The 20,781-nt window shown below is 52.3% G+C and carries 21 protein-coding genes; 18 read left to right on the top strand and 3 right to left on the bottom strand.

The features are described 5' to 3' along the window. The first annotated feature begins 115 nt into the window (after nucleotides 1-115). The 5 genes from KNP06_RS04865 to KNP06_RS04845 all read left to right on the top strand — a co-directional run bounded on the left by KNP06_RS04865 (nucleotide 116) and on the right by KNP06_RS04845 (nucleotide 4,465). Entirely contained in the window at nucleotides 116-535 is a 420-nt protein-coding gene (locus KNP06_RS04865) for a YwiB family protein (protein ID WP_214708410.1), read from the top strand. Continuing rightward, nucleotides 532-960, top strand: coding sequence for a hypothetical protein (locus KNP06_RS04860; protein ID WP_138858750.1), 429 nt, complete (start codon nucleotides 532-534; stop codon nucleotides 958-960). The genes KNP06_RS04865 and KNP06_RS04860 overlap by 4 nt, the downstream gene beginning before the upstream one ends. Before the next feature lie 46 nt (nucleotides 961-1,006). Then, the gene (locus KNP06_RS04855; RefSeq protein WP_214711087.1) at nucleotides 1,007-1,522 is read left to right on the top strand and encodes a GNAT family N-acetyltransferase; all 516 of its coding nucleotides are present in this window, start codon (nucleotides 1,007-1,009) and stop codon (nucleotides 1,520-1,522) included. Nucleotides 1,523-1,528: 6 nt separating this feature from the next. Further along, a complete protein-coding gene (locus tag KNP06_RS04850; protein ID WP_034779293.1) occupies nucleotides 1,529-2,245 on the top strand; it encodes a hypothetical protein in 717 nt (238 codons plus the stop codon). A gap of 90 nt (nucleotides 2,246-2,335) precedes the next feature. After that, a complete protein-coding gene (locus KNP06_RS04845) occupies nucleotides 2,336-4,465 on the top strand; it encodes a (Fe-S)-binding protein (RefSeq protein ID WP_214708416.1) in 2,130 nt (709 codons plus the stop codon). 39 nt (nucleotides 4,466-4,504) lie between these two features. Here the strand turns inward: KNP06_RS04845 and KNP06_RS04840 are convergent, their stop codons facing one another. Beyond that, nucleotides 4,505-5,803, bottom strand: coding sequence for a methyl-accepting chemotaxis protein (locus KNP06_RS04840; protein ID WP_214711088.1), 1,299 nt, complete (start codon nucleotides 5,801-5,803; stop codon nucleotides 4,505-4,507). Between the two features lie 376 nt (nucleotides 5,804-6,179). Here KNP06_RS04840 and KNP06_RS15275 point away from each other — a divergent pair, with 376 nt between their 5' ends. The 6 genes from KNP06_RS15275 (at nucleotide 6,180) to KNP06_RS04815 (ending at nucleotide 11,909) form a co-directional block, all read left to right on the top strand. Continuing rightward, a complete protein-coding gene (locus KNP06_RS15275; protein WP_251129659.1) occupies nucleotides 6,180-6,323 on the top strand; it encodes a hypothetical protein in 144 nt (47 codons plus the stop codon). Continuing rightward, entirely contained in the window at nucleotides 6,320-6,844 is a 525-nt protein-coding gene (locus tag KNP06_RS15270; RefSeq protein WP_251129660.1) for a hypothetical protein, read from the top strand. Before KNP06_RS15275 ends, KNP06_RS15270 begins: the two co-directional genes overlap by 4 nt. Nucleotides 6,845-7,062: 218 nt before the next feature. After that, nucleotides 7,063-7,542 (top strand): DNA-directed RNA polymerase subunit delta, encoded by a 480-nt coding sequence (rpoE, locus tag KNP06_RS04830; protein WP_214708420.1) that lies wholly within the window; start codon nucleotides 7,063-7,065, stop codon nucleotides 7,540-7,542. Between the two features lie 235 nt (nucleotides 7,543-7,777). After that, a complete protein-coding gene (locus KNP06_RS04825) occupies nucleotides 7,778-9,373 on the top strand; it encodes a CTP synthase (RefSeq protein ID WP_034779284.1) in 1,596 nt (531 codons plus the stop codon). Between the two features lie 138 nt (nucleotides 9,374-9,511). Continuing rightward, nucleotides 9,512-10,342, top strand: coding sequence for a TVP38/TMEM64 family protein (locus KNP06_RS04820; protein WP_214708424.1), 831 nt, complete (start codon nucleotides 9,512-9,514; stop codon nucleotides 10,340-10,342). A gap of 232 nt (nucleotides 10,343-10,574) precedes the next feature. Next, nucleotides 10,575-11,909 (top strand): polysaccharide deacetylase family protein, encoded by a 1,335-nt coding sequence (locus KNP06_RS04815; RefSeq protein WP_214711089.1) that lies wholly within the window; start codon nucleotides 10,575-10,577, stop codon nucleotides 11,907-11,909. A gap of 35 nt (nucleotides 11,910-11,944) precedes the next feature. Here KNP06_RS04815 and KNP06_RS04810 read toward each other — a convergent pair whose 3' ends face one another. After that, complete coding sequence (locus KNP06_RS04810) at nucleotides 11,945-13,060, bottom strand: NADH-dependent flavin oxidoreductase (protein ID WP_214711090.1); 1,116 nt, start codon at nucleotides 13,058-13,060, stop codon at nucleotides 11,945-11,947. Between the two features lie 260 nt (nucleotides 13,061-13,320). On the opposite strand from KNP06_RS04810, the gene KNP06_RS04805 reads away from it, so the two are divergent. Next, the gene (locus tag KNP06_RS04805) at nucleotides 13,321-14,976 is read left to right on the top strand and encodes a glycerol-3-phosphate dehydrogenase/oxidase (RefSeq protein WP_251129661.1); all 1,656 of its coding nucleotides are present in this window, start codon (nucleotides 13,321-13,323) and stop codon (nucleotides 14,974-14,976) included. A 147-nt stretch (nucleotides 14,977-15,123) separates the two neighbouring features. Here KNP06_RS04805 and KNP06_RS04800 read toward each other — a convergent pair whose 3' ends face one another. Continuing rightward, nucleotides 15,124-15,621: a hypothetical protein gene (locus tag KNP06_RS04800; RefSeq protein WP_214711091.1), complete on the bottom strand. Its 498-nt coding sequence runs from the start codon at nucleotides 15,619-15,621 to the stop codon at nucleotides 15,124-15,126. Between the two features lie 408 nt (nucleotides 15,622-16,029). Here KNP06_RS04800 and KNP06_RS15395 point away from each other — a divergent pair, with 408 nt between their 5' ends. The 6 genes from KNP06_RS15395 (at nucleotide 16,030) to glpX (ending at nucleotide 20,695) form a co-directional block, all read left to right on the top strand. Further along, nucleotides 16,030-16,152 (top strand): hypothetical protein, encoded by a 123-nt coding sequence (locus KNP06_RS15395; protein ID WP_285801368.1) that lies wholly within the window; start codon nucleotides 16,030-16,032, stop codon nucleotides 16,150-16,152. An 80-nt stretch (nucleotides 16,153-16,232) separates the two neighbouring features. Next, nucleotides 16,233-16,595 carry a response regulator gene (locus KNP06_RS04795; RefSeq protein WP_232819456.1) on the top strand — a complete coding sequence of 121 codons (363 nt, stop codon included), beginning with the start codon at nucleotides 16,233-16,235 and terminating at the stop codon, nucleotides 16,593-16,595. A gap of 157 nt (nucleotides 16,596-16,752) precedes the next feature. Further along, a complete protein-coding gene (fba, locus tag KNP06_RS04790) occupies nucleotides 16,753-17,607 on the top strand; it encodes a class II fructose-1,6-bisphosphate aldolase (protein ID WP_214711092.1) in 855 nt (284 codons plus the stop codon). Nucleotides 17,608-17,778: 171 nt separating this feature from the next. Further along, nucleotides 17,779-18,429 (top strand): fructose-6-phosphate aldolase, encoded by a 651-nt coding sequence (gene fsa, locus KNP06_RS04785; RefSeq protein WP_128123504.1) that lies wholly within the window; start codon nucleotides 17,779-17,781, stop codon nucleotides 18,427-18,429. 26 nt (nucleotides 18,430-18,455) lie between these two features. Then, nucleotides 18,456-19,709 carry a UDP-N-acetylglucosamine 1-carboxyvinyltransferase gene (murA, locus tag KNP06_RS04780; protein WP_034780140.1) on the top strand — a complete coding sequence of 418 codons (1,254 nt, stop codon included), beginning with the start codon at nucleotides 18,456-18,458 and terminating at the stop codon, nucleotides 19,707-19,709. A 17-nt stretch (nucleotides 19,710-19,726) separates the two neighbouring features. Further along, complete coding sequence (gene glpX / locus KNP06_RS04775) at nucleotides 19,727-20,695, top strand: class II fructose-bisphosphatase (RefSeq protein ID WP_214708438.1); 969 nt, start codon at nucleotides 19,727-19,729, stop codon at nucleotides 20,693-20,695. Nucleotides 20,696-20,781: the final 86 nt, after the last annotated feature.

Below are 20,781 nucleotides of genomic sequence, written 5' to 3'. Positions count from 1 at the left end.
GGGAACCCTGTCTTTTTTGTAGTGTGAACGGTCCGCAAACCGGGAAAGAAAAAGTTACCGATTCCGGACCGTTCGCGAGATATGGTACGATGGGACAGCGGAAAGGGGAATCACCATGGCAATTGAACCGAAACGCGTACGTGTGCGCCAAAAGACAATGATCAGTGAAATCGAGGAGCCGATTGAGCTGCAAGTCGACGGGCTCTATTATGAGTTGAAGACCGGCTTCGTCTTGACGTTCGATCAAGAACGAGAAGACGGCGTCGTGCCGACAACGATCAAATATACGACGGGCCGGCTCGCGCTCATCTGTAAAGGACCGATTGAGATGAATCATTCCTTTATTGAAGGGCGCTTGACCCAAAGCCTATATAAAAACCCATACATGTCGATGACGATGGCGACGACGACGGAGCGGCTCGATGTCGCGGACGGACGTTGCCGCTTCGCCTACGAGTTGTCGATGAACGATGACTTGGCAGGTAACTATGTAGTCGACGTCACGTGGACGTTTGAAGGAGGAGAGTTCGCATGAATTTTGCAGAACGCGTGAGAAAGATTGAAGAGATGTTGAACGAGGATTGGTTCGAGATGCTCGAGACGAATGAGGACGAATATGAAGAGTGGCGCGGCCGCCTCGAGGACCACGCCGAACAGGTCGTCGGGCACTACGATAACGAGACCGGCGTCGATATGGACTCGGTCGATAAATTGCTCCAATTGAACGATGAGTTCCCGCTTCTTTACGGGGAAGACACGGTCCGGCTTTACGTCGCCTTGATCGAGGCGCGACCGGAAGATAGATCGGTATACGACCGCTACATCGACTACTTAGCCGCCATCGGTGACGCGACGCACGAGGAGTTTTTACGGTTCCATACGCTCGTCGAAGCGGGCCGTCTTGACGAGGCACGTGAGCTCGCCCCGCAGATGCCAAAACGATTAGGACTCGAAGATTAAGGCCGCTTTGCGGTCTTTTCTATACATAAAAATAGGGGGAAGCGTTATGTTGCGACTAGTGAAGACATCCATGGAGCAGGAAGCGAACGTGCTCGATTTTTTAAAGGAATGGCGGGAATGCTCCGAGACAATCGTCCCGAACGCCGTCGACCGTGACGCGTCTGACTTTGCGTCGTACGTTAAACAGATTCGTGATAAAGAAGTACGGGTGAACAACGTCAGTTGGGTACCGAGCACGACGTATTGGCTGACGGATGGGCACGAGTTGCTCGGGGCGGCGAATATCCGTCACGAATTGAATGACAACCTCCTCAACTTCGGGGGACACATCGGGTACGGCATCAAGCCGAGTGCCCGCGGACGTGGTCTCGCTACGAAACAGCTCGAGCTCGCACTCGAGAAAGCGAAAGAACTCGGGATCGAGCGGGCGTTGATTACGTGCGACCGGACGAACGAAGCGTCACGCCGAGTCATTTTGAACAATGGCGGCGTGCCGGACACGCCGTTCACAGCGGAAGGCGGGAAAATTGTCGAGCGGTTTTGGATTGAACTAAAGGGGTGACATGAGATGGCGAACTGGATCGTGGTCTATTTAGCGCTCATCAATTTTTTCGGAATTTATCTGTTTCCGCGAGACCGGGTGCCGTCTCAAAAATGGTTCTCGTTTTCGAGCGGGATCGCCATCACATACTTTTTCATGTATCTCTTGCCGTCCTTGAACAAGCGGCAAGACACGCTTCAAGTGGATTGGCTCGACCTGGCCTTGCCGTCGGAGATTTATGTCATCAGCCTGCTCGGTTTCACCGTCTTTTACGGGACGATGCGTGTCGTCCGGACGCCCCATTTCAAAGACGAGACGATTGACCAGAACGTGTCGTACTGGCTCCAAGTGACGCTGTTGACCGCATATATGTCGTTCTCGGCTTACGTCGTCACAGCGTCATCCGTCACGTTCGTCGCACGCAGCTTCTACGCGACGGCGCTCGGCGTACACTTCCTCGCCGTCGGCCACGACTTGTATCGCCATTACGGGGAACGGTACATCCGGCAAGGGCGTTATTTGTTGAGCGGCGGGATTCTTGCTGGCGGTTTCTTCTCCCGCTTGATCGACCTCGCCTCGCACGTCGAGGCCATCTTGTTCGCGTTCGTCGCCGGGGCGATGATTCTGAACATCGTCAAGTTCGAGCTCCCGGCCGACCGCAACCTTCACTTCCGGACGTTCGTCCTCGCCGTCGTCGGGTATGGCGGCATCCTCTTATTCTTGAAGCATGTGCTCAATTTTTGACCTCTTCGATAAAAATGAATGACTGTTCATTCATTGTTTGATATACTGAACTCAAGATTGAATCCGTTTTCATAAGGGGGAGTTTTGGGGATGTCTACATTTTTAATCGTCAACTGGATTCTATTCTTGCTCGTCCTCGGCTATGGACTATATTTGTTCGCATCGTTGGTGTACCAGCGCTATACGTTCATCAAGCTCGGGAAAAAGGCAGAGTGGAGCCAAACGAATAAGGAACGGCTTGAACAGGTCATGATCAACGTGTTCGGGCAAAAGAAACTGTTGAAAGACAAGAAGAGCGGCATCATTCACGTCATGATGTTCTATGGGTTCATCCTCGTCCAGTTCGGGGCCATCGACTTCATCTGGAAAGGACTTGCTGTCGGGACGCGTTTCCCGCACATCCCGCTCGGTCCGCTCTATCCGATTTTCACGTTCATGCAAGAAATCGTCATGCTCATGATTCTCGTCGCGGTCGTTTGGGGATTCTACCGCCGTTACGTCGAGAAACTCGTGCGTTTAAAACGAAACTTTCTGGCCGGTCTCGCCCTCATCTTCATCGGTGGGTTGATGGTATCGGTCTTGTTCGGGAACGGGTTCTACCTCGTCTATAAAGAAGAGCTCCCGATGTGGGGCGAACCGGTCGCGACACTCATCGGTTCGGCGTTCGCTTGGGTACCGGGAGGGGTCGCCTTCGCCTTGTTCGTCGTCTTTTGGTGGCTTCACCTCTTGTTCTTGCTCAGCTTCATGATCTATATCCCGCAAGGCAAGCACGCCCATTTGATTGCCGGGACGCTCAACGTCTGGCTCGGACGGACGCACCAGGTCGGTCGTCTCGCACCGGTCGACTTCTCAGCGATGGAAGAGGCCGAGGAGTCGGATGAAGAAATCGTCTTCGGCGTCAATAAGATCGAAGACTTCAACCAAAAACAACTCGTTGACTTGTATGCCTGTGTCGAATGCGGACGCTGTACGAACGTCTGCCCGGCGACCGGGACTGGTAAAATGTTGTCGCCGATGGACCTCATCGTCAAACTGCGCGACCACATGAACATGAAAGGGGCCGCCATCACGCGTAAATCGCCGTGGGCACCGGCGCTCATGTTCCAAAACACGCAAGGGGCCGAGATTGCGGCCGCGGCTCAAGACGGGCATATGCTCGTCGCCGACGAGTTGATTGGCAACGTCATCACCGAAGAAGAGATTTGGGCATGTACGACATGTCGCAACTGTGAGGACCAATGTCCGGTCATGAACGAGCACGTCGACAAGATCATCGACCTTCGTCGTTACCTCGTCATGATGGAAGGCAAGATGGATCCTGAGGCGCAACGTACGGTCGCGAACATCGAACGTCAAGGCAACCCGTGGGGGATGAACCGGAAAGAGCGCGAGAACTGGCGCAAAGACCGGGAAGAACTTGTCATCCCGACGGCGAAAGAGAAGAAAAAGGCCGGCGAAGAGTTCGAGTTCCTCTTCTGGGTCGGGGCGATGGGCTCATACGATAGCCGCAGCCAAAAAGTCGCCCAAAGCTTTGCGAGCGTCTTGAACAAGGCCGGCGTCTCGTTCGCCATCCTCGGGAACGAAGAGAAGAACTCAGGGGACACGCCACGCCGCATCGGGAATGAGCTGTTGTTCCAAGAGCTTGCCGAGGCGAACATCAAACTGTTCGAGAAGTATGGGGTCACAAAAATCGTCACGGTCGACCCGCACGCGTACAACACGTTCAAAAACGAGTATCCGGACTTCGGACTGAGCGGTGTGAAAGTATATCACCATACTGAGCTCCTCGCCGAGCTGCTCGATACGGGCCGGGTCAAACCGGACTTCTCCGTGAACGAACGGGTCGTCTATCACGACTCGTGCTACCTCGGGCGCTATAACGGCATTTACGACGCCCCACGTTTCGTCTTGGAACGCATCCCGGGTGTCGAACTCGTCGAGGCGGACCGGAACCGTGAGAACGGCATGTGCTGCGGTGCCGGCGGCGGTCTCATGTGGCAAGAAGAGAAAGTCGGGACGCGCGTCAACGTGGCTCGGACCGAGCAGCTGCTCGAGACGAAGCCGACCGTCATCGGCTCGGCATGTCCGTACTGTTTGACGATGCTCTCGGACGGGACGAAAGCGAAAGAAGTTGATGAGACGGTCGGCACGTTCGACGTCGTCGAATTGCTCGATCGCTCCCTCGCTCCAATCGAAGTACCAGAACCGATTGTCCAATAAAAACAAGGCACGGTCCGCGGACCGTGCCTTGCTTTGTCGTCAGTGCATTTCGGACGTAGCTAGTAAAGAAGACGTCAAGTGCGATAAGCCTTGCGTCGTCTCGTTGATGGCTGAGATCGTCTCGACCATTTGGCCGAGGTCTTGCTTGTTCCGTTCGAACGACAGGACGTAATTGCCCATCTCGTCTTTGACGGTCGAGAAGCCTGCTTTGACGGCACCGAGTTGACGCATCGCCTCGTCGTTCGTCCGATGCATCTGTCCCATCTGGTCGAGCAGGGCGGCGATGTTCGTCTCGTTCTCATGGATGAGGACATTGATTTGACTGCTCAACTGCTTCGCGTTCTCGGCGAGCGTGCGCACCTCGGTGGCGACGACGGCGAAGCCTTTACCGTGCTCACCGGCCCGGGCCGCTTCAATCGATGCGTTCAAGGCGAGCAAGTTCGTCTGATTGGCGATCTGTTCGATGCTCCGGGTCATGCTGACGATGTCTTGTGAACCGTCCTTGAGGGCGGTGATCCGTTCGAGCGAAGCATCGACGTACGTCGCCGATTGCTTGAACTCGGTCTCCATCTGTTCGATTTGTTCGCCGTTCGTATGCGTCAAGTTCATCAAGTGGCGGCTCATCTTCTCCGTCTGTTCGGTTTCGGACAAGACTTGATGGGCCCGCTTGCTCGTCTCGGACATGGCGTGACCGGTTTGTTCCATCGTCGTCGCGACTTCTGTGCTGACGCGGCTCACGTCATGAAGTAGCGCCGCCCGAGCGACGTTCGCCGATTCGATTTCATCGAGGCGGGCGTCGACATATTGTTCGGTGACGATTTGAGCGTCCAAGTTCATCGCGTGAGACAAAGCGAGGAGCGACTCAGTCATCGTGGCCGGGTCGTGTTGATACGCCTCGACGATTTTTGGGATGAGCAACGTGTTGAAGGCGGAATACGTCGCGAGGAACCAGACGACCGGTACCGAGAAGTGATGATGCGTTTGCCCCATCCGCTTGCGCATGGCGAGGAACTTGTCATCGATCTTTCCGGTCAACAGGCTACGGAAGTAGTCGGCGAACACTTTTTTCAGACGCTCACGCGTCGATGAGGCGTTGGCGAGTTGGACCATCTCGGGTTGCAACATCAAGTGGTCGAGCACGTTTTCAAGGACGTCATCTAACACCGCTTCGACGAGCGGGGCCATGTTTTGAAGTTGTTTCACTTGCGACGCCGTATAACCCATATAATGGGTGCGTCCGTTCAAATTCGGGTCGGTTGGTTGCGCGATCGTCGCCACATCGGGAAAGCCGATCGACGCGGCGTAGGCGGCAGGTTTTGCTTTACGGAACAGTGCCATGATTCATTCTCCTTTTTCTCATACAGCTAAAATAGCGTTCTCCTTTATATCGGCAAACATGTGAAAAAACTGAGAAATCGATGTGCGATGAAGCTGGTTGTTTTCGCACTAGAAGCGGGAAAGAGAAGAAAGAGAGATGGATTCGGCCATTTTTGAGAAATGAGGTGTTCCGTTTGAAGAACACGGTCGTGTTATTGACGATTGTCAGTGCCCTCAGCAGTCAAATTTTGCCTCAAATCTTATTTTTATCACTTATGGCAGTGGAAGAAGGCTCAGGACGATTAATCCCGTTCATGATTTTTTATGTGGCGAGTATGTCGGGGCCGTCCTTCTATTCCTCGTCAGTCTCGTTCTTCCATGGTCGTTTGTCAGAAAGTTGCCGCTCGAGAAAACGGCGACGTGGACGTGGGCGACCGGGAAGTTCGTGCTTGCCTTCATCACCGTCACCGTGTTCATGTTGGTGAGCCGTCTCCTCAGCCTGTTGGAAGGGGCGAGCGGGTACGTGGAATCTTTTTATTGATGATTATTCTGCTCGGGTACGTCGGATGGGTATTGTTCCAGGAGCGGACGAGAACGTACGTCAGTGCGACCAAAACACGGCAAGTCCAGTTGCTCTCGTTCGTCGTCGGATTGTTCGGCGGTTGGACGTTGATTGGCGCCGTATTCGTCAGTCTGGCGCTATATTCGTTTCAAGTGCTCTTGTTCTATGTGTTCATGCCGTTCTTGGCGGGCGTCATCGGCTGGATATTATTGAACCGTGTGTTCGACGTGGCGCGTCATCCGTACTACGTCCTGCTCGTCACGTCGTTGCTATTCTTCCTCGGATTCTTGGAGCCGCTCGTGTTCATCCCGGTCTTGTTTGTGAGTGGGTACGTCCAGACGATGTATGCGAGTGCGGGTCACGTCTATCTATATGCATCGTATGGGGGCAATAAAGAGTTTGCCTCGTTGCTGTTGCAACTATGGAAACGGTTCGGGATGGTCGTCGCGTATTCCGCGCTCATGGTCGGATTGCTCGGCTACGGTCTATATACCGGCTAGTCGGTCAATGCGGAGTTGTCCTTCAAAGTCCCACGCGATTGGATGCTTGGGGTGCTCGGACTGACGTGGATCTTCAACGTTGGATTGATTACGCTCTATTGGTTAAGCATCCAAAAAAACGTTGAAACTTCAAAATAATTTCCTCTAGCTTTTTCATATCGGTTTTGTTTATAATGAGGAGTGATGTTTAACTAGTGACGGAAAAGGAGTGTCCTTTAATGAATAAATCGTTGATTGATTTCGTTTACGAAATTCTTCAAAAGACTGGCGAGCAACCAGTGTCATTTGATGAGATCCGTGAGCTGATCAGACAAAACTATACGTTCGCAAGTGAAGAGGAAGAGCTCGAGAAAATCGCGCAACTCTACACGGACATGAACATCGACGGACTATTCGTCAACTTGGGAGCTAACCGTTGGGCGCTTCGTGTTTGGTATCCGTTCGATAAGTCAGACGAAGATCTCGTCATCGAAGCACGCCAACGCGGTGAGCTCGATGAGTTCGAAGAAGGGATCGATGAGACAGATGAAGGCATCGTCGACATTGAAGACGACCTTGACGTCTTTGCAAAAGGTGAAGATTTTGACGCATCTGAGTTCGATGCCGAGGATGAAGCCGAAAAAGTGGAAGGCCTTGACGAGTTCGAGGACGAAGACTTGGACGACGACCTCGACCTTGAAGACGAGGATGATTTATAAGAGACCGCAAAAAGCCGGGCATTTGTCCCGGCTAGGCGTGTCTCTTTTTCTTTTTTGATAGTTGAAAAAAAGAAAAAATAATGACTTGACGACTGCATCGTCTCTGACGTAAATTAGTCATGGGCTAGTTTAGCACGTAACGATGCAGCAAAAGTGTCCTCCATTTCAGTGGGGGCACTTTTGCTTTTTTTGTTTTTTCGTTTCCCGTTGTGGCATTCAAGAGAGGAGAATGATGATGACAAAGTATATTTTCGTAACAGGTGGGGTAGTATCTTCACTCGGTAAAGGGATCACAGCCGCTTCGCTCGCACGTCTACTCAAAAACCGAGGTTTGAACGTGACGATTCAAAAGTTTGACCCATATATCAATATCGACCCAGGGACAATGAGCCCGTACCAGCACGGCGAGGTGTTCGTTACAGATGACGGCGCCGAGACGGACCTTGACCTCGGTCACTACGAGCGCTTCATCGACATCAACTTGTCGCAAAACGCCAACGTGACGTCAGGTCGCATCTACTCGACGGTCTTGAAAAAAGAACGCCGTGGCGATTATAACGGGGGTACGGTCCAAGTCATCCCGCACATCACGAACGAGATTAAAGACCGTGTCTTCCGCGCCGGTCGCGAGACGAATGCAGATGTCGTCATCACAGAGATTGGTGGAACAGTCGGGGACATCGAGTCGCTTCCGTTCATTGAGGCCATTCGTCAAGTGAAGAACGACATCGGCAAAGAGAACGTCATGTACGTCCACTGTACGCTCGTCCCTTACCTTCGCGCTGCCGGTGAGATGAAGACGAAACCGACGCAGCACAGCGTCAAAGAGCTTCGTAGTTACGGGATTCAACCGGATATCATCGTCCTCCGTACCGAGCACGACATTCCGGAAGATATGCGTGAAAAGATCGCCTTGTTCTGTGACACGCGCAAAGAAGCGGTCATCGAAGCACAAGACGCATCAACCCTTTATGAAGTACCGCTCAACCTTCAAAAACAAGGGATGGACCAACTCGTCAACGACTACTTCGGCTTCAACACGCCAGCTGCGGATATGACGGCTTGGAAAGAGCTCGTGCACACGGTCACGCACCTCGAGAAGAAAGTGAAAATCGCCCTCGTCGGGAAATACGTTGAACTTCGTGACGCGTACATCTCGGTCGCGGAATCGCTCAAACACGCCGGTTACGCCTTCAACGCGGACATCGATATCGATTGGGTCAACGCAGAAGACGTGACGGCGGAAAACGTCGAGACGATTCTCGGGGATGCTGATGGGATTCTCGTCCCAGGCGGATTCGGAGAACGTGGAATCGAAGGGAAAATCGAAGCGACACGTTATGCCCGTGAGAACAACGTCCCATTCTTCGGGATTTGTCTCGGCATGCAGCTTGCGACGGTCGAGTTCGCCCGCAACGTCTTGAAGCTCGATGGCGCCCATTCGGCGGAGATCGATCCGACGACGGACTACCCGATCATCGACCTTCTCCCAGAGCAAAAAGATATTGAAGACCTCGGTGGCACGCTCCGTCTCGGCCTCTATCCATGTAAGCTCGAGCCAGGAACGAAAGCGCACGCCGCTTACAATCAAGAGCTCGTCTATGAGCGCCATCGTCACCGTTACGAGTTCAACAACGAGTACCGTGAGGCGTTCGAAGCGGAAGGGTTCAAGTTCTCAGGAACGAGCCCGGACGGCCGTCTCGTCGAAATCATCGAGATTCCAGAGCACAAGTGGTTCGTCGCGTCACAGTTCCATCCAGAACTCATTTCGCGTCCGGAGCGTCCACAACGCTTGTTCCACGATTTCATCCAAGCTTCACTCGGCGAGTGAGTGTTAGGTCACAGTCTCTCATCAGACTGTGGCCTTTTTTCTCGGGCAAAAGGCTGATACATTCCGTAGCCCCAGATGGATACATCGAGGCAGGAATCCGGGTACACTAAGAGTAGAACGGGGAGAGGGCGATGCGACATGCAGAAACGAATGATGGTGTATATCGGATACGGAGGCGCGCTCGTCGCGCTCAGCCTGTTGCCGTTCGTCGTCTTGCCGACGCTATTGCTCCCTTATCAACTTGGATGGACCGGGATCGTGTTGCTCGCACTCTCGATCGGTCTATTGCGATCGATTCGTGAAGGGTCGAATACGTACTTGAAACAGATGTTAAAAGTGACGTTTACACTATTTCTTTTGTTTGTCTTCTTATATTACGTTTCATTTGGGCTCGTCCTGTACGATTCATATGGACTTGAACGATTGCTCGAACAGTATGGGGAGCAGGCCATGTGGGTGTTCGCCGCATTCAGTTTTTTACAACCGATTGCACTCCCTGTACCAGAGGCGGTTAGTATCCCGATTGGGAGCGTCGCACTCGGTCCGCTTCGAGCGGCTTTGATCGGTAGTATCGCCACGACGCTCGGTATTCTCGTCATGTACGGGATCGCGCGCTTCGGTCGAGAGCGAATGATGCGGCTTATCGATGCCGACAAACTTGCGACGTATGATCGGTACGTCGATCAATATGGGCTCGGTGTCCTGCTCGTCTTGTTCGTCATTCCGATTTTGCCTGATGAAGTGATTTGTCTCGCTGCCGGATTTAGCCGGGTTCCATTTCCACGCTTTGCATTGATCGCAATCGGGGCGAAACTTGTCACGTCGTTCGGGCTCGCTTACTCGGTCGCACTAGGCGAGTTATTCCTCACCGGGGCAAGCCCGTTCGCGATCATTTCCGTGATGGCGAGTCTCATTCTTGTTATCCTTGCTTTTATCTGGCGTCAACGCAGGAAAGGGAACTCCAACTGATGGTTATAAAATGGATGTGGAGCGAGAACGCGATTCAAAACGCAACGTCTCAATTGGAGGCGTTGCGTTTTTTCTGATTTGGAATAGTGACGTAAGCGTCTTTCCTTCCATAATTGAACCACATTGATCGTAGCGCATTGAATGAATAATTGATGCCAGATTGATAATTTTTCTAGAATTGGATTTGGTAAACTCATAACGTCTAGATGATCTGTGAATAGGAGAGAGAACGATGAAACGCAATAGGTGGATTATGCTCGCGTTTTTATTGATTAGTGCGGGCACATGGTATTACATGGCAGATGCTGCCCCGACAACGAAAAAAATTCTGACGCCATCCTTTACAGGGAACTATCCTGGTCTCTATTTGACCGTCGAAAGCGTTCAGACAAAAGCGTATACGATGGCAATATCGGTTCCAAGAACTGACCATGATGCAGTGAACGAGAAACTTGATGCTTTTATAGCAGAAAAACGAGCACTATTTGAAGCAGAACTAGTAGAACACGATAAGCGTCAAGGGCATTTGAATATTCAAACCGACACGGTTCGAGTGAGTGAGACGGTCTACGCACTCGTCGTCCATACATATGCATTCACTGGAGGTGCAAACGGCACGGCAACGGTGAACGTATTTCGATTTGACGTTGCGACAGGGGAATGGATCGGATGGGACGACGTATTTCAAACAGGGAATGAATCGAAAGACTGGTTCAAAAAAGTGGTGTCCGAAGAAGCTCAAAAAAATGACTACGTATTCGAAGAGCTCTTAGACGAAGCACTTAGAACACCCGAAACGACGAACTGGTTGCTCACGTCGTCTGGACTGACGGTCTGGTTTGATGAGTACGAAGTAGCAGCTGGGGCGGCTGGGGTCATCGAAGTGAACATCCCGTTCGAGGTCGTCAAACCGTATGTTACGATGGATGTGGATGAGGAAAAGAATGATCGAGAAGATGTGGTGACGCCATATCCGGATCGGAAACCGCTTGACCCAGATGGAAAGTATGTCGCTTTAACGTTTGACGATGGTCCGCATCCGACGGTGACGCCACAGGTGCTCGCTGCGTTAAAACAGTATGACGCTCGGGCGACGTTCTTCATGCTCGGTAGTCAAATGGCATTTTATCCAGATGTGGCAAAAGCAGTCGCTGCGGCAGGACATGAATTGGCGAACCATACGGACCATCACCCAAACTTGGCACAACTATCAGCCGATGCGATCGATGTCGAACTTACTGCTGTCGACACTCAAATCGAGGCGATCATCGGTGAGCCGGCTCATCTCGTCCGTCCACCATATGGTTCAAAAAATGAGGTGGTGGAACGAACGATCGAGTCGAGAGGACAGACGCTCGCCTTGTGGACTGTCGACTCGCTTGACTGGAGTCATCGTGACGCTTCACAGATGCATGAGTTGATCATGGGAGGGATCCATCCGAACGCAGTCGTACTCATGCATGATATTCATGAGTCGACAGCAGAAGGGCTCCCGCGTGTTCTTGCTTCCTTGCAAGAGGAGGGATATGAATTTGTCACGATGAGTGAACTGTTGACGATCAAATGACAGGAGAAAACCCGCTCGTTGGCGGGTTTTCTTGTTTACTTCACTTCTTGGTCTTTGACTGGGAACCAGCCGGCGCGTGTCGTGATGGCGTTCCAGAGCGGAGCCGGTACGGCGAGTTCGGCTTGCTTGTTCAAGTCGAGTTCGGTCTCGATCTCGTCTTCTCGGTCGTCTTTCACTTTCTCGAGCCAATCCGGGTCGATGATGAGTTCGCGGCCTAGCGCGGCGAGGTCGATGACGTTCAGTGCGTCTTCGACTTGACCTGGGCGCTGGAGCTGTCCGACTCCGATGAGCGGGATGGCACCGTTGATGCGTTTGGCGATGCGATCAATCGACCGCTCCGTCACGTTCTCGTTCCGCATTGAACCGATGTTGAAGTTCCAGAGCGAGGCGTGGAGGTAATCGAGGTTTTCTTCGAGCAACATATCGATCAATATGTCCGTATCGTCGAGCGTGATACCCGGCTCCTCGACTTCTTCCGGTGAGAAGCGGTAACCGATCAAGAAGTCGTCTGTGCCTTCGGCCGCACGTTTCACCGAGCGGATGACTTCACGCGGGAATGTGAGACGTGCGTTCACGTCGCCGCCGAAGCGGTCGTCGCGTCGGTTCGAGTGGGGTGAGAAGAACTGCTGAATCAAGTATGTGTTCGCCCCATGAATCTCGACGCCGTCAAAGCCGGCCTCGATGGCACGACGTGTCGCATCGCTGAACGCCTCGATGATGGCTTCGACTTCCTCGGTCTCGAGGGCACGTGGAGTGGCGGCCCCTTCACGGACCGGTGCGACGGCACTTGCGCTTACCGGTTGTTCGTTCGGTACGAGTTCCGGAGGAGACATGCGTCCCGCATGGAAGATTTGGAGAATCGCTTTCGCGCCTTCCGCTTTTAGACTTTCGGCGAGCTGGCGCAGCCCTGGAATGAACTTGTCGTCGTTCACACCGAAAGCGTTCGGGAACCCTTTGCCGTCCTCGGTCACGTAAGCACATGCCGTGATGGCGAGTCCGACGTTCTTGGCCCGCTTCCGGTAGTAGGCGAGTTCGTGCTCTGACACTTCACCCGTCGGTTCAGACGAATAGTGCGTCATCGGCGCGAGTACGAGCCGGTTGTGGAGCTCGACGCCGTTTTTAAATTGGAAAGGTTGTAACATGCGTTTCATAAAAACTCCTCCTTGTTGGTGATACCTTGAAGTCTAGTCGTCTCTTTTCGAAATTGCGAGCAGGACGCTTTCTGAGGAGCACGTTGCGCACTTGGTGAGCGGGTCGATGGTTGAAGACGTGAGAATAGGGTATAATACAGGAGAAAAGTTGATAACCGGTTGGAGACTACAGAGAGACCACGACATGGGGGGCGAAGCCTTGTTTTGTTGTGGTCTCTTTTCATATACATCTGACCGGATTCATTATAGGAGGGGACAAGATGGAAATCAGAAATTTCTCAGCGAAAGAACGTGCCAAACGATACGAACAATTGACGGGGGAACGCCATGATATTCTCGTCGTCGGCGGAGGCATCACTGGTGCCGGGATTGCGCTCGATGCCGCATCCCGTGGGATGAAGACGGCCGTACTCGAGATGCAAGACTTCGCGGCCGGAACGTCGAGCCGCTCGACGAAACTCGTCCACGGAGGTTTACGTTATTTGAAACAGTTCGAAGTCGCACTCGTCGCCGAAGTCGGTAAAGAGCGGGCAATCGTCTATGAGAACGGGCCACACGTCACGACACCGGAGCGCATGCTGTTGCCGATGCATAAAGGCGGCACGTTCGGACCACTTTCGACCGCGGTCGGCTTGATGGTGTACGACTTCTTGGCCGGCGTCAAACGCGCAGAGCGCCGGTTGATGTTGAAACCGGATGAAGTCATTCAAAAAGCACCGCTCGTCAAAAAAGACGGTCTTGTCGGTGGCGGATATTACGTCGAATATCGGACGGATGACGCTCGGATGACGATTGAAGTTGCGAAAGAGGCGGCCAATCACGGTGCCCTCTTAATGAACTACTCGAAAGTGACCGGTCTCATCTATGAGCAAGGCAAAGTCGTCGGCGTGCACGTCGAGGACCAAATCGACGGCAAGACGTATGAGGTCTATGCGAAGAAAGTCATCAACGCGACCGGTCCTTGGGTCGACGTGCTCCGCGAGCAGGATGGCTCGAACAAAGGGAAGATGCTTCGTTTGACGAAAGGGATTCACCTCGTCATCGACCAATCGAAATTCCCGCTCAAGCAAGCGATTTACTTCGATACACCGGACGGACGGATGGTGTTCGCGATTCCACGTGACGGCAAGGCGTACGTCGGGACGACGGACACGTTCTTCGATAAGGATAAGGCTCACCCACGTATGACGACCGAGGATCGTGATTATATTTTAGAGGCGATTCACTATATGTTCCCAGATGTCAACGTGACGGCAGACGACGTCGAGTCGAGCTGGGCCGGGATTCGTCCGCTCATCTATGAAGAAGGCAAAGACCCGTCTGAGATTTCACGTAAAGATGAGGTCTGGCAGTCAGAGAGCGGTTTGATTACGATTGCCGGTGGGAAGTTGACGGGTTACCGCAAGATGTCAGAGACGGTCGTCGATTTGGTGGCGAAACTGCTCAAACAAGAAGAAGGTATCGTCTTCCTCGCCTCGCGTACGAAGCATATGCCGATGTCGGGCGGCCATGTCGGTGGCTCGAAAGGGTTCGATGACTTCTTGACGAAGAAGAAGGCAGAACTGAAAAACCTTGGTCTCGATGACGTCAAAGCCGAGCAGCTCGTTCGTCTATACGGATCGAACATCGATCGTGTCATCGAGCGGATGGACTCGAACGCGTACGACCTTCCAGAGTACGTCTATGCACAACTCATGTACGGCATCGAAGAAGAGTCGGTCGTTCGGGCCATCGACTTCCTCGTCCGCCGGACCGGGGCGATGTTCTTCGACATCGATTTCGTCCGCGACCATAAAGATGGCGTGCTCCGTTGCATGGCTGACGTCTTCAAATGGTCGGATGCTCGTCTCGCTGAAGAGCGGTCCGAAGTCGAGAAAGAGATTGATCTCGCCATCGTCCCTGTGACGGTCGATTGAAAACGCATCTTCTGATTCAATAAGAAGACGCGTGAAAACACACCATTAGGTTTTGAATGAGGAGCGTCATCCAGCAATGGAAGACGCTCTTTATTTGGATATGCCATCATATGCAAAAGAGTGTCGAAAACGAGGACTTGCGAGCACTTACTGTGGCACGATTCGAATCGCTCGAATCTGACCGCCCCCTATACCAAGGAAGCCTTTGCTTTCCTCGATGACAATCAGTGAATTCTGGTATGGGAACTCATAAAGTCGTGAAAGCACAATATCTTGTTCATAGCTCGGTGCACCGAGTGCATCGACAAATGTTTGCCGGGTGAGTGTGTCGATTGAACCACTCACCGTGATTTCAGCTAATTGTTTTGAACCATCCATGGCTTGATAAGAAAAATAGCGATTGTTGATCCAAAAAGTCGTGTAATCTTGTTCTTCTTTCACACGTTCGACGTCTTCTCGGTCTAACAGTTCTTCTGAAAGGGCAGATGGAACAGAAACTCCTTCAATGTTCAATGGTGTATTTGTCTTTACTTGGCCTAGTAGAGTTTGACTGAACGCGTCTAAATCACCATCAGGAGGTCTTGCCATCAACCAAATTCCTCCACTGACAGCCAAAAACAGAAGTAAGAGCAACCATTTTTTCATAAGCATCCTCCTTGTTTTATAATCTATGATATTCGCTGTCCCTTGTGAAAATCCTATATATGCATCAAAAAGATAAGCGTTCAACTAATCAATCTCTACACATCCTTTGCATGTTGCTGATTTGAATGGAAAAGACGTTTACAAAATAGAAATAGACGGGAAGAAGAAATCATCATGTAAGAAACACGGGAATGTGCGATGAAACGAATGTTGACCATTGGAGGCAGCGTCCTTCTTCTATTACTCGGATGGCGGTGGATAAACATAAATCGCCTTTTCGCCGACATAATATGATGCGAAAGTGCCCAGTCGAGGAGCGGCGGAACCAAATAAGACTATACGTATGAAGTAATCAAGAAACGCCCGCTCACAATCAAAATGCCGGGACGACTGAGTGAAGGTAGATTTTTGAAAGTGTACGTCAAGGACGAACAACGGGTGACCGCCTATGAAGCGGTAACTGAATCCGAGGTTCTAGCTCCATTGAAAAAGGAACGAACGGAAGAAGCAATCATCGTCCCGTTGCCTTGATTTCAAAATCGTCGCGTCGCCAAATGAAATCGGATTTGGTATGGTTAGGGTATTGCAAACTATGGAGAGAAGGTAGATGGATGTCACGGATGTTGATCGCAGACGACCAAGACGGGATTCGGTTGATGTTGGCTCAAGTATTTCAAAACCTCGGTATAGAGGTCGACACGGCGAACGACGGACTGAGCGCCTGGGAAAAGCTCGAACAGAACGGATATGACTTAGTATTGCTCGATATGAATATGCCGCGCATGTTCGGCCACGAGGTGCTTCGCAACATGCGCCAACGAGACATCGATACCCCGGTCATGATCATGACCGCGTTCGGAGAAAAATCGACGCTCGAAGAAGTGCAACGGCTAGGCATTACTGCGCAATTTGAGAAACCATTTGATATTTATAGCATGATTGAAAAAGTGAAAGAAGTCTTGAAAATTGAGTAATTCGTCACGAAGATGACATATGTAAACGCTTGCGCAGAGCTATTTCTATGCCTGAATAGCATAGGCACACGTTTCGACGTGTGTTATAATGGGAACGAATTGCACGGGGGCATTTTTCCCAAAGTGCACAATAGCGAACAGACAGGAGGATGTCATTATGCCATTAGTATCAATGACAGAAATGCTTAACAAAGCATTCGAAGGCAAGTATGCAGTCGGCCAATTCAACATCAACAACCTCGAGTGGACGCAAGCGATTCTTCGCGCTGCGGAAGACGAGAAATCACCAGTTATCCTCGGTGTATCAGAAGGTGCAGCGAAGTACATGGGTGGCTTCACAACAGTTGTTAAAATGACTGAAGGTCTCATGCACGACTACAACATCACTGTTCCAGTTGCAATCCACCTCGACCACGGTTCATCTTTCGACAAGTGTAAAGCAGCGATTGACGCTGGTTTCACATCTGTTATGATCGATGGTTCACACCACCCGATCGAAGAGAACATCGAAATGACGAAACAAGTCGTTGAATACGCACACGCTAAAGGCGCTTCAGTTGAAGCAGAAGTCGGCACAGTCGGCGGCGAAGAAGACGGCGTCATCGGCGGCGTACAATACGCTGACCTCAACGAGTGTGTACGCGTCGTCAAAGAAGCGAAAGTTGACGCTCTTGCGGCAGCACTCGGTTCTGTACACGGAGAATACCAAGGCGAGCCAAAACTCGGCTTCAAAGAGATGGAAGAAATCGCAGAAGCGACAAAAACTCCACTCGTTCTTCACGGCGGTTCAGGGATCCCTGAACACCAAATCAAAAAAGCAATCGAGCTCGGTCACAGCAAAATCAACGTGAACACAGAGTGCCAACAAGAATGGACTCGTGCCGTACGTGAGAAGCTCAACACAGACTCGAAAGTATATGACCCACGTAAAGTCATCGGCCCTGGTGTCGAAGCGATCTACAACGTTGTTACTGGCAAAATGCGTGAGTTCGGTTCAAGCAACCAAGCATAATCCTGTCACATCAGTCGGTTCTCCCTGTGAGAACCGGCTTTTTTCATGGAGCGCTCATCGGCTTGACGTTCGACACCGCCGCCTTAACGTAAAGGGTGTAGCAATTCCATGACAATTTCCTCATAATAAGAAGTGTAAGCGATCACAACACCATTCGAGGAGGAATTGTACATGCGTTTTTTCATTGATACGGCAAACGTGGAAGACATCAAGAAAGCTCATCAGATGGGCGTCATCGGGGGCGTGACGACGAATCCATCGCTCGTCGCCAAAGAAGGCGTCGATTTCCATACGCGGCTACGCGAAATCTGTGAGATCGTCGGGGATCTCTCAGTCAGTGCGGAAGTTATTGCGCTCGACGCAGCGGGTATGGTGGAAGAAGGAAAGGAACTTGCGGCCATCGCGCCGAATATTACTGTCAAGGTACCGATGACGCCAGCAGGGATGGAAGCGGTCAATACGTTTTCACAGCTCGGCATCAAGACGAACGTGACACTCATCTTTAACGCTAACCAAGCCTTACTTGCGGCTCGGGCCGGCGCGTCATACGTCTCACCATTCATCGGTCGTTTGGATGATATCGGTCAAGATGGCCTCGATCTTGTCGAGACGATTGCCAATATCTTTGCCATCCATGGCATCGAGACAGAAATCATCGCAGCTTCCGTTCGCCATCCGGTCCACGTGACGAAGGCGGCCCTTCTTGGCGCTGACATCGCCACGGTACCATATAAAGTCATCGAACAGATGATGAAACATCCGCTCACTGACAAAGGGATCGAGCAATTCTTAGCGGATTGGAACAACGCTCAATCCAAATAAGTTTGTCGCAGAAAGGTTTGATCATCGTGGAAATTCTCCATATCGTAGGACAGCAAAAGCTTGAAGGAACAGTTGACATTAGCGGTGCCAAACAGAGCGCCTTGCCTTGTCTCGTCGCAGCACTGTTGACGGAAGAACCGGTGACGATTGAGAACGTCCCCGTGATCGAGGACGTCGAAGTGATGCTCAGTCTATTACAAGAACTCGGGGTCGCGATTGAACGGGACGGGGAGCGGATGACGCTTCATGCGAAAGACGCTGTCGCCATGCCGCTACTCGGCTCAGAAACGCGTAAAGTCCGAGCCGCTGTCTATTTGCTCGGGGTGTTTGCGGCTCGTTTTGGGAAAGGGGCCGTCGGGCTTCCCGGTGGATATGCGATTGGTCCACGACCGATCGATTTACATTTGAAAGCACTCGAACGTCTCGGGATTAAAGTCGAGAACGAATCGGGACTCTACCATGTGAACGCCGAAAAATTGGAAGGGAATCGAATTTATCTCGACCTTCGCTCGTTCGGGGCGACGGTAAGTGCCATGCTCGCGGCCGTGCTCGCTGAGGGGACGACCGTCATCGAGAACGCGGCCATCGACCCGGAAATTGTCGACGTCGCGACGATGCTCACTTCGATGGGGGCACATGTCATCGGGGCAGGGACCGATGAGATTCGCATTAAAGGGGTCGACAAATTACACGGCTGCACGCACACGCTCATTCCTGACCGCTTAGAGGCCGGGACATTCATGATTTTTGGTGCTGTGGCAGGGGAAGTGACGGTTCGAAACGTCATCCCGACCCACTTAGAAGGTGTCATCCAAAAGTTGATGGATTACGGGGCTGAAGTCGAAGTGGACGAAGAATCGATTACAGTACGGGCGAACGCCTTCCAGCCAATCGATATTCGCGTCTTCCACTATTCGGGATATCCGACCGACCTGCAACCAATCATGTCGGCCGCGCTGTTGAAAGCAGACGGGACGAGTGTCGTCACGGATAAACTGTACGCCCAACGTTTCCGCCATATCGCGGAAATGCGACGGATGAACGCACAGATCACGCTCGAGGACGCTTCGGCCGTCATCCGTGGTGGGACGACACTCGCCAATGCGGAAATGGAATGTGCGGACGCACGGAGCGGGGCGGCACTCGTCTTGGCAGGACTTCAAGCGAGTGGTGAATCCACGGTGATCCATGCGGAAAAATTGAACGATTCTTATGTCGATTTCGTCGGCAAACTAAAACAACTCGGCGCCCTCGCCTGGGTCGATGAGGTGTCCGAGTAACAAAGGGGAGAATTCGGGTGGAACGTAGTTTATCAATGGAATTGGTCCGAGTCACAGAAGCGGCAGCGCTATCTTCGGCTCGCTGGATGGGTAGAGGCTTGAAAGAAGAAGCGGACGACGCGGCGACGACCGCGATGCGTGAAGTGTTCGATACGATCCCGATGAAAGGGGTTGTCGTCATCGGTGAAGGTGAGATGGATGAGGCGCCGATGCTCTATATCGGTGAAAAAGTCGGGAACGGCTACGGCTCACGCCTCGACGTCGCCGTCGACCCGCTCGAAGGGACGAGCATCGTCGCGACGGGGACGTGGGGAGCGCTCGCCGTCCTCGCTGTCGCCGATGCCGGTGATTTGCTCCACGCGCCGGACATGTATATGGACAAGATTGCCGTAGGTCCGGAAGCGGCTGGATTGATCAGTCTCGACAATTCGATTGAAGAGAATATCGCCATCGTCGCCAAGGCGAAGAACAAGAACGTCGAAGACGTCGTCGTGACGATCTTACATCGTGACCGTCACGAAGAGATGATTCAACGCGTCCGGGCGACCGGTGCTCGCATCAAATTAATTCCAGACGGTGACGTGGCCGCGGCCATCAACACGGCGTTCCCGAAAACGGGGGTCGATTTATTGCTCGGTTCGGGCGGTGCGCCGGAAGGTGTCATCGCGGCCGTCGCGATGAAGTGCCTCGGCGGTGATTTCCAAGGCCGTCTGCTTCCTGAAGACGAAGCCCAAGAGAAGCGTTGCCAAGACATGGGCATCGCCGACACGGGCCGGATTTTGCTTCTAGATGACCTCGTCAAAGGTGAGGATTGCATCTTCGCGGCGACGGGCGTGACGGACGGGGAGTTGCTCCGCGGCGTTCAGTTCACCGGACAAGGCGGTCAGACACATTCGGTCGTCATGCGTGCCAAGTCGGGGACGGTCCGTTTCGTCGAAGGCATCCACTCCTTGAAGAAAAAACCGAAAATGGTCATGAAACCTTAATTCTCTCGAGTCGCGGACGTGATGTCCGCGGCTTTTTTGATGTGTTCCTACATATTTACAATGCACGCAGAAAGGGAAAGGAGGGG

Source organism: Exiguobacterium sp. s21, assembly GCF_018617975.1.
GTDB classification, from domain to species: domain Bacteria; phylum Bacillota; class Bacilli; order Exiguobacteriales; family Exiguobacteriaceae; genus Exiguobacterium; species Exiguobacterium mexicanum_A.
This window is presented reverse-complemented; position numbering and strand designations above follow the sequence as displayed.

Coding starts and splice junctions, on each gene's coding strand:
- KNP06_RS04855 (WP_214711087.1), top strand. CDS start 1,007: ATGTTGCGACTAGTGAAGACATCCATGGAGCAGGAAGCGAACGTGCTC.
- fba (WP_214711092.1), top strand. CDS start 16,753: ATGCCATTAGTATCAATGACAGAAATGCTTAACAAAGCATTCGAAGGC.
- KNP06_RS04860 (WP_138858750.1), top strand. CDS start 532: ATGAATTTTGCAGAACGCGTGAGAAAGATTGAAGAGATGTTGAACGAG.
- KNP06_RS04795 (WP_232819456.1), top strand. CDS start 16,233: ATGTCACGGATGTTGATCGCAGACGACCAAGACGGGATTCGGTTGATG.
- KNP06_RS04805 (WP_251129661.1), top strand. CDS start 13,321: ATGGAAATCAGAAATTTCTCAGCGAAAGAACGTGCCAAACGATACGAA.
- KNP06_RS04865 (WP_214708410.1), top strand. CDS start 116: ATGGCAATTGAACCGAAACGCGTACGTGTGCGCCAAAAGACAATGATC.
- KNP06_RS04825 (WP_034779284.1), top strand. CDS start 7,778: ATGACAAAGTATATTTTCGTAACAGGTGGGGTAGTATCTTCACTCGGT.
- KNP06_RS04815 (WP_214711089.1), top strand. CDS start 10,575: ATGAAACGCAATAGGTGGATTATGCTCGCGTTTTTATTGATTAGTGCG.
- KNP06_RS04800 (WP_214711091.1), bottom strand. CDS start 15,621: ATGAAAAAATGGTTGCTCTTACTTCTGTTTTTGGCTGTCAGTGGAGGA.
- KNP06_RS04810 (WP_214711090.1), bottom strand. CDS start 13,060: ATGAAACGCATGTTACAACCTTTCCAATTTAAAAACGGCGTCGAGCTC.
- rpoE (WP_214708420.1), top strand. CDS start 7,063: ATGAATAAATCGTTGATTGATTTCGTTTACGAAATTCTTCAAAAGACT.
- fsa (WP_128123504.1), top strand. CDS start 17,779: ATGCGTTTTTTCATTGATACGGCAAACGTGGAAGACATCAAGAAAGCT.
- KNP06_RS04845 (WP_214708416.1), top strand. CDS start 2,336: ATGTCTACATTTTTAATCGTCAACTGGATTCTATTCTTGCTCGTCCTC.
- KNP06_RS04820 (WP_214708424.1), top strand. CDS start 9,512: ATGCAGAAACGAATGATGGTGTATATCGGATACGGAGGCGCGCTCGTC.
- KNP06_RS04840 (WP_214711088.1), bottom strand. CDS start 5,803: ATGGCACTGTTCCGTAAAGCAAAACCTGCCGCCTACGCCGCGTCGATC.
- KNP06_RS04850 (WP_034779293.1), top strand. CDS start 1,529: ATGGCGAACTGGATCGTGGTCTATTTAGCGCTCATCAATTTTTTCGGA.